This is a genomic window from Exiguobacterium sp. MMG028, assembly GCF_027947425.1.
In the GTDB taxonomy this organism is placed as follows: domain Bacteria; phylum Bacillota; class Bacilli; order Exiguobacteriales; family Exiguobacteriaceae; genus Exiguobacterium; species Exiguobacterium aestuarii_A.
Genome location: NZ_JAQJIN010000001.1, coordinates 973906 through 986019, shown reverse-complemented (window position 1 = coordinate 986019; position 12114 = coordinate 973906). Strand labels below are relative to the sequence as shown.

The following is a 12114-nucleotide window of genomic DNA, read 5'->3' as shown; positions in this document are numbered from 1 at the left end:
TCATGGCGAGAAGATGTGGTAAACTTTTTGTGCGAAAATAGTTCTATTCAGGAGGAAAGCATGTATGAACTCCATCAAACGGATTGGCATCATCGGGAACGGGGCGGTCGGACTATTGATGGCATCCTTGCTCGCTGATGATTATGAGGTGACGGTATACGGACGAAGCGGATCACCTGAAAAGATTTTAATCTCTCGGACGGGTGTGACGAGTGGTTCAGCACATGTATCGCTACAATCTAGTGCCACATTAGAAGAAACTGACCAAGATCTCTTTTTTGTCACGACGAAAGCCCATCAAGTCGAACAGGCGACGGCACGACTCTCTGGAGCAGTTCCGGTCTTCATTTGCTCGAACGGAATTGCCCATCTAGATTATGCGAAACAACGTGGTTTTCATATAGGTGTCGTCGAACACGGGGTGACGAAACAGGGAAACACCATCGAACATCGTGGACTCGGCCGTATTCGAATCGGGAGCATGACAGGTCTCCTTCCAATCACACTTCAAGATAGTCCCCTTCAGGTCATCTGGGAAGAAGACATCGAACAAGTTGTGATCGAAAAGCTATTTGCGAATGCGATCATCAATCCCATCACAGCACTATGCCGTGTTACGAATGGTGCGCTCGCAAACGCGCCATATCGTGAGATTGCGCATTCCATCTACGAGGAACTAACGCCGCTATTTTCAAAGCGTGTCTCGTATGCTTATATCGAGTCGATCATCGAACGCACTGCCGAGAATCGTTCTTCTATGTTGCGTGATCTTGAAGAGGGACGACCGACAGAAGTGGATGCGATTCTAAAACCAGTGATTGAGAAAGCCGAACAAATGAAGATTTCACTTACAGTCATCCCACTGCTACATAAACTGATTATAGGAGCGAGCGCATCGTGTTAGTGTATATCGTTTCATTTCCACTCATCTTATGGTTTATGGTGTATATGATACTTAGAAAAATTATGCCGAAATCAATCAACTCATTCAAACTCGCCTGTGATGCCGGGGTCGTGCTCTGGTTCTATGCATGTGGCGTTTTACTGGAAGCCATCTTCGGGACGGAAGTGTTTCTTCTGTTGCTTGCGGCGTGTTGCGCCATCTTTCCGATCAATGCAATCTGGCAGCGGATTCGTTATGAGGAAGTGTTGTTCACAAAGATGTTCGTCCACGGCTGGCGTTTGCTCTTTTTACTCCTCGTCCCGACGCACGCGATTTTATTTGCGATTGGCGTGGCCCAAGAAATGATTCGTTGATTGATTGAAAGGAAGTTGTTATACGTGAAGGTAGAAGCATTTGATGCCCTATATGCACCCACATCCCCGATGATACAAATTGAACAAGGGTACGGGCGCTGGCTCGATTACCGAGGCATGGATGAAGTCGAGAAGCGTGCAACGGAGATTGCAGGACGTTCTTACGACCATCTCCCTGAACTCGTCCACATTTTAAAACAGCAGCAACGGCAGTTCGGGGAACTATCGGAACGTCTATCAGCGAATCTCGATTTGCTCGAACAGCGTGAAGCATATGTTATGGTGACCGGTCAACAAGTCGGCGTGTACGGAGGCCCTCTGTTCGCTGTATATAAATTGCTAGCGGTCATCAAACGAGCGAAAGAGGCGGAAGCGAAGCTCGGCAAACCGGTCCTTCCGATTTTCTGGATGGCGACGGAAGATCATGACTTCGCGGAAATCAATCATGTCTTCACGACCCAGACGTTTTCGAGAACGTTAAAAAAAGATGCACTATCCACGCTTCCGCTAGCAGGGAAAGCATCTGTAGGGGAGCTTGAGTTCGACCGAGTGAAACTTGAACTGGTACAAATGGCGCAACGGATGTTGTTGAACGAGACGGAGACACCTCATACATTACGTCTGTATCAGGAGTTGATTGAACTCATTCAAGGAAGTCATTCGTTCGCGCAATTCTTTGGTGGAATGATGCGCCGTTTCGTAGGGAACGACTTTTTGTTGTTTGACCCGCACGCGAGAGACATACGCGCACTTGAACGTCCAATGTTCCGTCGACTGATTGAGCAACATGACGCATTGCAACAAGCGCTCGAACATGCCTTTGAAGACGGCATGCCATCCGTCGAGTTAAATAAAGAGGCGGCGCATCTTTTTTACCATGACGGGACGCGTGAGCTGCTCACAAAAATCGACTCGGTATACACGACAAAACGTGGACATCGATTCACGGAGACCGAATTGCTCAATGAAATTGAGGCACACCCAGAACGCTTTTCAAACAACGTCGTCTCTCGACCGCTTATGCAAGACTATTTGTTTCCGACGCTTGGTTACGTCGCTGGTCCTGGAGAAATCGCCTACTGGCTGCAACTCCGTCCGTTATTCCACGAGATTGGATGGAAAATGCCGCTACTTTTACCACGCCTCGGCGGTTTAATCGTTTCGAGTAACGATGAAAAGAAATTACGACAAGAATGCGTCACACTTGAGGAATATATGAAACACCCACTGCCTGATCATCCGTTTGATGATGAGTCGTTCGAAGCGAAACTGTATGCGTATCGGACACTCACGGAGGCGGTCAGTCAAGAAGCACGTAGCCACGGCAGACGATTTGAGTCGAAGTCGAGGCACGTCCTCGAACGTTTGGCAGATGAGATGCGTGCCGAGGCGAAGCGTGATCAATATCGACTGAACGCGCGACGTATTCAGCTTTCGACTCGACTCTTCCCGATGAATGCACCTCAGGAGCGTATTTTATCGATGGTCCCGATGTTGAATCGTCATGGGTTGGATATTTTTGAGCGGATGAAGCACGCTTATGAGCAATCGGAAGCGGAGCAATGTTTGTTCAAGGTATGACCTTTTTTTGAACAGCTCTTGACATTTGTCAGGAGCTTTTTTTTGTTGTTACCTTTTTGTTTCCTCTTTTCGCTAAAAACCTGTACGGACCTTGACATTTTTATGATAAAGTAAGTGTAATAAAACAGTTGAAATATGTAGGTTGAGAGGGTTTTTTGAATGTTTGAGCATGAAACGGTTTTAAAAATGGAGTCCATTGAGGGATTGAACATCAAACCAGATGGGGTATATGTGGACTGTACGTTAGGTGGAGCGGGTCATAGTGAAGAAATCGCAAAGCGTCTAACGACGGGACAACTATATGCGTTCGACCAAGATGACGTCGCACTCGCGCATGCGAAAGAGCGATTGGCTCCTTATGAAGGCCGTGTGACGTTTATAAAGAGCAACTTCGTTCACTTGAAAGAGGAGCTCGCCGAACATGGCGTGACGAAAGTGGACGGCGTACTATTCGACCTAGGCGTTTCATCGCCACAGCTTGATGAGGCAGAACGTGGATTCAGTTACAACTACGACGCGCCGCTCGATATGAGAATGGATCGCTCGCGAGAGTTTTCAGCTTATCATGTTGTGAATGAATGGTCGTTTGGAGAACTTGCTCGTATTTTCTTTACATACGGGGAGGAAAAGTTTTCAAAACAAATCGCACGAAAGATTGAGCAAGCCCGTGCCGATAAACCGATCGAGACGACGTTTGAGCTTGTCGACTTGATTAAAGAAGCGATTCCTGCACCAGCAAGACGCAAAGGCGGTCATCCAGCGAAACGAACGTTCCAAGCGATTCGAATCGCCGTCAATGACGAGTTGAACGTATTCGACCGTGCCGTTCAAGATGCGATTGATTTACTCGCAGTGAACGGACGCATCTGTGTCATTACGTTCCATTCGTTAGAAGACCGAATTTGTAAACAAGTGTTTAAAGAACGGAGCCAACACCCGCCGTTACCACCAGGATTGCCGGTCATCCCGAAAGAGTTCGAACCAGAACTCAAGTTGATCACACGCAAACCGATCGTGGCGAGTGAAGGAGAACTCGAAGATAACCGACGTTCACGCTCGGCAAAACTGAGAGTGGCCGAAAAACAAAAATAATCACTTTGTAGGAGGGATACCTGATGCCAGAAGCTGCCCGTAAGGCGTTGCAGCCTCAAGTTACACCGAATCGAAATCCGATTCCGCAAGAACGACCAATACCTGCTCCAAAACGACGCACGTTGACCTTGTTTGAATCGATCCTGTATCCAGTGATGATTGGTTCAGTGGTCATGTTCGGTGGCATCACGGTGTCAAAGCACAACGAAGCGTATAACATTATGCGTGATACGGCAGCCGTCAACCAGCAGGTAAATGGGGTTGCAAAAGAAAACGAAGAACTAAAGTATGAAATCGCCCAACTAAGCTCGCCAGAACGAATTTACGCGATTGCCGAGAAACTCGGAATGAAATTCAATGAGAAGAACGTCAAGGTGATTGATTGATGAATTCTCTACAACAGAGTAAAAAAAGAGTGGCGTGGGTAGCGATTGTCTGCTTCACCCCGCTCTTTTTATTTTTTGTCGGATGGTTTCTTTACTTGTCTGTCACGCATACATATAAAGGCGAGAATATGTTGGCGTTCGCTGAAGAGCAGCGGTGGAAGGCAGTCAGTACGTTAGAAGCCGAACGAGGCGAAGTGTACGACCGTTTCGGTCAACCGATTGCCATCAACATTCCATCGTATCGACTTGTCGCCGTGTTAAAACTTGGTGGCGAGCGGGTCGAAGGGAAGACGCTCATGCCAAACGAGTTCGAAGAAGCTGCGAAACAACTCGCGACCGTGCTTCCGATGACAGAGGCCGACATCTTAAAGCGACTTGAGCAAAATGTCGACCGCGGCCAAATCGAGTTCGGGGTTCCGGGACGTGATTTGACCGTTGAACAAAAAGAAGAGATCGAAGCGTTCGAACTTTCGGGTATCACGTTCGTCGAAGAACCGAAGCGTTACTACCCGAATAAAGTATTCGCATCTTCGGTCATCGGCTATGCGCAAAAGATTGACCAAAACGGTCGGATTGAACTCGTCGGTGAACTTGGAATCGAAAAATCGCTCAACGACATTTTAAGTGAGTCGTACGGCTTGTACCGATTTGAGAAAGATTTGGCGGGGCGTGAACTCGTCTCGAGCGATGAACAATTAAAAATCGAGCCAGAAGACGGGGCTGATGTGCAACTGACGATTGATCATCGGATTCAACAGCTGCTCGAGACGAAAATGAATGAGTTGTATGAAGAGTATGAACCGAAAAATGCGACGGCCATCATCATGGATCCGAAAACAGGGGAAATCATCGCCTTATCGGACCGTCCATCTTTCGACCCGAATACGCGTGAGATTTCCTCATACAGTAACTTCTCGGTCTCGTCTCGCTTTGAGCCAGGGTCGACGATGAAAATTTTCACGTTGGCGGCTGCGATCAACGAGGGCGTATATAACCCGAACGAGTTGTACAAGTCAGGATCATACAAATATGGCAAGACGGTATTCAATGATTACAACATTACCGGATGGGGTACCATCCCTATGGTAGAAGGCGTCTGGCACTCGTCGAACGTCGCGTTCTCGATCTTAGCGAACGAACGACTCGGTCTCAGTCGCTATGAAGATTACTTTAAAGCGTTCAAGTTCGATCAACGGACGGGAATCGATTTACCTGGCGAGGTAAACAGTCAATTCGACTTCGAGAGTCCGATGAACGTCTTGATCACAGCTTGGGGACAATCGACCGCGGTGACGCCGATGCAAATCTTGCAGGCGACATCTGCGATTGCAACGGACGGCACCATGAAACAACCGCACGTCATTAAGAAGATTGTCAACAGCGAGACGGGCGAAACGATTCGGACGACGAACCCGAAAGAGGTCGGTCAACCGATCACTGCAGAGACTGCGAAAAAGACGCGTGAAGCACTTGACGGTGTCGTCAATAGCGATGTGGGAACAGGCCAATTGTATGCGTTAGATAACTATCAAGTGGTCGGGAAGACGGGTACTGCCCAAATCGCTGAGAACGGAAAGTATTTGAGCGGACAGTACATTCACTCATTCGTCGGGATGGCACCGGAAGACGATCCGGAACTCGTCATGTATATCGCGGTCGATCGTCCGAACAGTGACTCGTCGACAACGGGACCACGCATCATGGCACCACTCTTCAAAGATGTGATGGATGTCGCGTTACGTTACCGGAGTGTCGAGCCTGAAAAGCAAGAAAAAGCGGTTGAGGCCTCGACAAAGACGGTGATATCGTATATCGGTAAAAATCGTGAAGATGTCGTAAAAGAGGCGACTGACAGCTCATTCAATCCGATCGTCTTAGGTGACGGGGATGAAGTGACGGCTCAAAGTCCTGTAAAGGGACAATCTTATGTCGTCGGTGAGCGACTGTTGCTAAAAACGAGTAATTCGTTTACGATGCCAACATTAAAAGGGTGGTCGTTACGAGATGTAAAACGTTTAGCGACGCTTTATCAATTAAATTTAGAAATCGATGGTACCGGATTTGTCACATCGCAATCGATTGGCAAAGGGAAACCTGTCAAGACGGGTGCCTCCTTGAAAGTGAAATTGGAGACACCATCGAATTAACGCACGAGATGAAGAGGGCTGCGGCTCTCTTTTCCTATGTATGAGGAGGAAGTTTGAATGGAACAATTGACAGTTCAAAAATTAGCGTCTTGGTTTGGGATTGACGTGGAAGACGATCGTCTCGTCGAACGCGTCGCCACAGATTCGAGAGATGAGAATGGGGCAGGACTATTTGTCCCAATCGTCGGTGCACGTGTTGATGGTCATGACTACATCGAAGCAGCGATTGAGAAAGGAGCCATCGTCACGTTTTGGGAAGAAGGTCGCCCTCAACCGGACAATGTGTTCGTCATCCCCGTCAAATCGACGGTCGACGCCTTGCAAACGGCAGCGGCACGCTACTTAGAGGAAATCAATCCACTCGTGGTCGCGATTACCGGTTCAAACGGAAAAACGTCTACGAAAGATATGATTGCCGTCGTACTTGAAGAAAAATTCAAGACGCACAAGACAGCTGGAAACTTCAACTCGGACGTTGGTTTACCGCTCACCGTCCTTCGCATGCCGCGCGACACGGAAGTGGCCGTGTTGGAGATGGGCATGAACGGATTTGGTCAAATCGAGCAATTATCAAAACTAGCTAACCCGGACGTGGCATTTGTCACGAACATTGGGGAGTCACACGGTGAACAAGTCGGCGGACGCACAGGGATCGCGAAAGCGAAGCTTGAAATCAAGGCTGGTCTGAAACCGGACGGACGATTGATCGTCGATGCGGACGAACCACTTCTTGCCGGTCAAGGGTATCGCGTCGGATACGATGAGACGGCGGACGGGAAAATCGAAGTGATCGAGACGACGTTCGATGCATCCATCTTTAAATATAACGGTGACTTGTACGAGCTGAAGGTGCTCGGTGCCCATCAAATCCGAAACGCGGCTTATGCGATCGCGTGCGGTCTCGAGTTCGGACTCGATCATACGATGATTCAACGTGGTCTTGACCGCATCAAACTGACGACGATGCGAATGGAGAAGCAGATGTTCGGTGAAGCACATCTCATCAACGATGCATATAATGCGAGCCCGACATCGATGATTGCGGCGATTGAGACGATCAAATCACTCGAAGGGTTCAAAAAGCGCGTGCTCGTGCTTGGAGATATGTATGAACTTGGAACGGATGAACAAATGCAACATACACAAGTGGGGGCTGTCGTGACGTCTCCGGTGACGGATTGTATTCTCGTCGGCGAAAAAGCAAAATGGATTGCGGATGGGATTCAAGATACGCGCGTGAACGTCACGCTTGTCCCGAATGTTGAGGAAGCGAAGGCACTCCTTCATCGTTATCAACGACCGGATACTGTGGTATTGTTAAAGGCATCTCGAGGACTGGCGCTTGAGCGTCTCGTTCAATAAATAGAGTATTGAGGTAGCAACATGTTAATTAGTTTAATCGTCTTAATCAGTGCATTATTAAGTGTATTAATCGTCATGCCGCGAGCTATTCCGGCATTGCGTCAGTTAAAATTTGGACAAGAGATTCGTGATGAAGGTCCAGGCTGGCACCAGAAGAAATCGGGAACACCGACGATGGGCGGAATTGTGATCTTGCTCGCCATCTTAGTCGGCTTCATCGTATCTGTCATCTTCGGGGAAGCGGTCGCCGGATTCGGGACACTTCTATTCGTGACGATGGCGTTCGGGGTAATCGGCTTTTTGGATGACTATATTAAAGTCGTCAATAAACGAAACCTCGGGTTGACGTCACTTCAGAAGTTGATTGGTCAAATTGTCGTATCCGTTCTGTTCGCCTGGTTCCTATCACTTGGTGGAGAGCTTGATACGTCGATCTCGATTCCATTCACATCGATTTCATTTGAGACGGGTTGGTTCTATATCGCCATCGTCATCTTCTGGCTCGTCGGCTTCTCAAATGCCGTCAACTTGACGGACGGCCTTGACGGTCTCGTCTCGTTCTCGGCGATTCCGACATTCACGTTCTTTGGGATCTATGCGCTCGCACAAGATGAGCTTGGGATTGCATGGTTCGCATTCGCCGTCGTCGGCGCATTAATCGGGTTCCTCGTTTTCAATAAATATCCGGCGAAAATTTTCATGGGCGATACGGGTTCACTCGCATTAGGTGGAGCAGTTGCAGGGCTGGCGCTCATGTTGAAACTTGAGTTGCTCCTCGTCTTCGTCGGGATCATCTTTGTCATCGAGACATTGAGCGTCATCTTGCAAGTTCTTTCATTCAAAACGACAGGGAAGCGCATCTTCAAAATGAGCCCGATTCATCACCACTTCGAAATGGTCGGTTGGTCGGAATGGCGAATCGTTCTTACTTTCGGTGGAATCAGTTTAATTACAGCAGGTTTATCATTACTACTCATGTAAAAGGGTGAGACAGATGGAAAAGCAATGGCACGGTAAAAAAGTTCTCGTCCTCGGCGCCGCAAAGAGCGGAATCGCAGCGGCGACGTATCTGCATCATGCGGGAGCGGATGTGACGATCAATACGGGTAATATCCCTCCCGAAAACGAACAGGAAAAAATTCAGGCACTTGGGATTCAATCGGTATTTAATGAACATCCTCTCACTTTGTTGAATGAGACAGAGTTGATTGTCAAAAATCCAGGGATCCCGTATCACATTCCGTTGCTTCAAGAAGCGATGTCCCGTGAGATTCCAATCTACACGGAAGTCGAGCTCGCCTACATGGCAACCGAGGCAGAATTCGTCGCAATCACAGGCTCGAACGGAAAGACGACGACAACGACACTCGTCTATGAGTTACTCAAAGGCGGAGAGCGCCCGGTTCATCTCGCGGGAAACATCGGATTCCCGGCCATCGAGGTCGCGACAAACGCGAAAGCGGGCGAATTGATTGTCATTGAACTGTCGAGCTTTCAGTTGATGGGGGTTGAGTCCTTCCATCCGCGTTCGGCAGCGTTGCTGAATCTATCAGAAGCCCATCTCGATTATCACGGCGACTTCGACTCCTATGCAGATGCAAAAGGAAACTTGTTCCGTCAGATGACACGTGACGACCAAATCGTCGTCAAAGTGACAGACGCTGAAGTGATGAAACGTGTCCCGGCTCATCTTGAACCGAATACGTTCAGCTTTGAGCGAGGAGATGCTTCCGTTGTGGACGGTTGGGTCACGGTACGCGGAGAGCGAATCATTCGTGTGAATGAATTGGCATTAGGTGGTGCCCATAACGTCGAAAACGTACTAGCGGCTCTTCTGTTGGTCGAACCGTTTGCACTTCCAAAAGCACACGTCGAGCGTGTATTACGAAACTTTGGCGGTGTCGCACATCGAACTGAAAGTTTAGGTGATGTTCTCGGACGTGCCGTATACAATGATTCGAAGGCGACGAACAACGTCGCGGCGGAAGCGGCGCTACGAGGATTTGATGCTCCGATCGTGTGGCTTTGTGGAGGACTCGAACGTGGAGCGGACTTATCTTCGCTTGCGCCAGCTCTCTCAAACGTAAAAGCTGTCGTCGCGTATGGTGAGACGAAAGAGCGTTTTAAAGAGCTTGGAGAGTCCCAACAGATTCCATCTTTCACGGTCGAGACGTTAGCAGACGCCGTTCCCCTCGCGTTTGAACAATCTGAGACGGGAGATGTCATTCTTCTATCTCCAGCGTGTGCGAGTTGGGACCAATTCAAGACGTTTGAAGAACGAGGCGAACAGTTCGTCCATCTCGTTCGCGCATATGAGGAGGCGAACCGATGAAAGTCATGATTTCTGGTGGAGGTACCGGTGGTCATATTTATCCGGCCCTCGCATTGATTGAGACGTTACAAAAACGTCACCCGAATTTACAGGTACAATACGTCGGAACGGAGAATGGGTTAGAAGCCGATCTCGTTCCTCGAGCAGGTGTCCCGTTCAAATCGATTCAAATCGCTGGATTGAAACGGTCCCTCTCCCTCGAGAACTTAAAAACGGCGTACTGGTTCTTGAAAGCTGTTCGCTCTCTGAAAAAAGATATGGCAGCATTCAAACCGGATGTCGTCATCGGAACGGGCGGATTCGTCTCAGGACCGGTCGTCTATACGGCGCAACAACTCGGCATCCCGACCATTTTGCATGAACAAAACAGCATCCCAGGGTTAACGAATAAGTTTTTATCGAAAAAAGCGGATCGGGTCGCCCTTTCCTTTAAAGGGTCCGATGTTCACTTCCCTGGGGCAAACGTTCGCTTGATTGGAAACCCGCGTGGAAGTGAAGTGCTACAAACGAAAGTGGACGATGCAGCTGTACGAGAACAGTACAATCTGGATGAACGTCCAATCGTACTGATTTACGGAGGGAGCCGTGGCGCCGAAGCAATCAACCGTGCCGTCACTGAGGCCATCCCAGCGCTTTCAGACTTACCAATCAACGTGCTCTACGTCACAGGGAAAGTGCATTACGAATCTGTATCGAAAGAAGCCCCAACGTCTGAAAACGTACATGTTCATCCGTACGTCTATGACATGCCGGCCTTGCTCGCTTGTACGTCAATCGTCGTCTCGCGTGCGGGAGCTTCGACGATTTCCGAATTGACCGCCCTCGGCTTACCGAGCATATTGATTCCGAGCCCTTACGTGACAGCAGATCATCAGACGAAGAACGCCTCTGCCCTTGTTGAAAACGGTGCAGCGTTACTCGTGAAAGAGGAGTCGTTGACAGGGGAGACGCTCGTCGAAGCGATTCGCCAAGTGCTCGGCAAACAAGAAGAGATGGCGAACGCATCCCGTGCCCTCGGATTCCCGGATGCGTCGGATGCATTAGCCGACTTAGTAGAAGAAGTCATTCGATAAAGGAGTAGAATCCGATGGAACCAAGCCAACAAACGGTACGCAGTCTAGAAGACCGTATTCCGTACATGAAAAAGCAGCGACGGAAAAAAGCGAACCGTCGGATGTTCTCCGTGCTTTCCTTGTTTGGAATTCTCATCCTACTCGTGGTCTATATGCAAACTTCGATGTCGAACGTGAAAGAAGTGAACGTATCTGGGCTATACTGGCTTGATGAATCCTACGTGTTTCAAGACATGGAGCTCGACACATCGACAAAATTTGTCAGTCTATCACCGAGCAAGATGAGTGACCAAATGGAGAAGTTGCCGGGTGTCAAACGGGTAGACATGGACCGATCTTGGTATAACGTCGTTCACGTCAATGTGACAGAAGAGAAGATGATTGCTTATGCTCGTGCGGAGACGGGAGATGTCGTCGTGTTAGCAGACGGCTCTCTTCATCCGACAGGCACCATCACCGACCCTCAGAAGTTAAAAGATGGTCCACTGCTAAGAGAGTTCAATTCGGAAGAAGAACTCGAAAAGATTGCCAGTGAGTTGGAACAAGTCGATGACGCGACGCGAGCCCGTATGTCGGAAGTCATCTTGTCTAAACAAGAGGGAGAGCCGACACGTTACGAGATTTTTATGAATGATGGGAATACGCTTCTCACCCCGACGCTGAAGTTAAGCGAGACCGTTTCGAAATATGGAGAAATCTATGAAAACATTCCGAAAGGTCAGCAAGGAACAGTCGTCATGGATGGTGGTTTTTACTTTGTTCCATACAAGAAAACGAATGAATAATCAGTTATATTACAGCCCTTAGACACATAAGGGCTGTTTTTTTGTCTTTTGTAAACGAATTGATAACGCGAAACCGCTTAAATTGTAGGATTCTACCTT

General features: G+C 48.7%; 11 protein-coding genes. All 11 read left to right on the top strand.

Annotated elements, in window-relative coordinates:
- The first annotated feature begins 64 nt into the window (after window positions 1–64).
- The 11 genes from PJK55_RS05195 (at window position 65) to PJK55_RS05145 (ending at window position 12015) form a co-directional block, all read left to right on the top strand.
- Window positions 65–904, top strand: coding sequence for a 2-dehydropantoate 2-reductase (locus PJK55_RS05195; protein WP_271305025.1), 840 nt, complete (start codon window positions 65–67; stop codon window positions 902–904).
- Entirely contained in the window at window positions 898–1257 is a 360-nt protein-coding gene (locus PJK55_RS05190; RefSeq protein WP_214691755.1) for a DUF3397 domain-containing protein, read from the top strand. The genes PJK55_RS05195 and PJK55_RS05190 overlap by 7 nt, the downstream gene beginning before the upstream one ends.
- Before the next feature lie 24 nt (window positions 1258–1281).
- Window positions 1282–2838 (top strand): bacillithiol biosynthesis cysteine-adding enzyme BshC, encoded by a 1557-nt coding sequence (gene bshC / locus PJK55_RS05185; RefSeq protein ID WP_271305024.1) that lies wholly within the window; start codon window positions 1282–1284, stop codon window positions 2836–2838.
- A 159-nt stretch (window positions 2839–2997) separates the two neighbouring features.
- Window positions 2998–3930, top strand: a complete 933-nt coding sequence (rsmH, locus tag PJK55_RS05180; RefSeq protein ID WP_214783915.1) for a 16S rRNA (cytosine(1402)-N(4))-methyltransferase RsmH — start codon at window positions 2998–3000, stop codon at window positions 3928–3930.
- 23 nt (window positions 3931–3953) lie between these two features.
- Window positions 3954–4316, top strand: a complete 363-nt coding sequence (gene ftsL / locus PJK55_RS05175; protein WP_214691757.1) for a cell division protein FtsL — start codon at window positions 3954–3956, stop codon at window positions 4314–4316.
- Entirely contained in the window at window positions 4316–6463 is a 2148-nt protein-coding gene (locus PJK55_RS05170; protein WP_271305023.1) for a penicillin-binding protein, read from the top strand. Before ftsL ends, PJK55_RS05170 begins: the two co-directional genes overlap by 1 nt.
- A gap of 57 nt (window positions 6464–6520) precedes the next feature.
- Window positions 6521–7825, top strand: coding sequence for a UDP-N-acetylmuramoyl-tripeptide--D-alanyl-D-alanine ligase (locus tag PJK55_RS05165; protein WP_271305022.1), 1305 nt, complete (start codon window positions 6521–6523; stop codon window positions 7823–7825).
- 21 nt (window positions 7826–7846) lie between these two features.
- Window positions 7847–8806 (top strand): phospho-N-acetylmuramoyl-pentapeptide-transferase, encoded by a 960-nt coding sequence (mraY, locus tag PJK55_RS05160; protein ID WP_214745601.1) that lies wholly within the window; start codon window positions 7847–7849, stop codon window positions 8804–8806.
- A 13-nt stretch (window positions 8807–8819) separates the two neighbouring features.
- Window positions 8820–10157: a UDP-N-acetylmuramoyl-L-alanine--D-glutamate ligase gene (murD, locus tag PJK55_RS05155; protein WP_271305021.1), complete on the top strand. Its 1338-nt coding sequence runs from the start codon at window positions 8820–8822 to the stop codon at window positions 10155–10157.
- Window positions 10154–11230: an undecaprenyldiphospho-muramoylpentapeptide beta-N-acetylglucosaminyltransferase gene (gene murG / locus PJK55_RS05150; protein ID WP_271305020.1), complete on the top strand. Its 1077-nt coding sequence runs from the start codon at window positions 10154–10156 to the stop codon at window positions 11228–11230. The genes murD and murG overlap by 4 nt, the downstream gene beginning before the upstream one ends.
- Before the next feature lie 14 nt (window positions 11231–11244).
- Window positions 11245–12015, top strand: a complete 771-nt coding sequence (locus PJK55_RS05145; protein WP_271305019.1) for a cell division protein FtsQ/DivIB — start codon at window positions 11245–11247, stop codon at window positions 12013–12015.
- Window positions 12016–12114 lie beyond the last annotated feature (99 nt).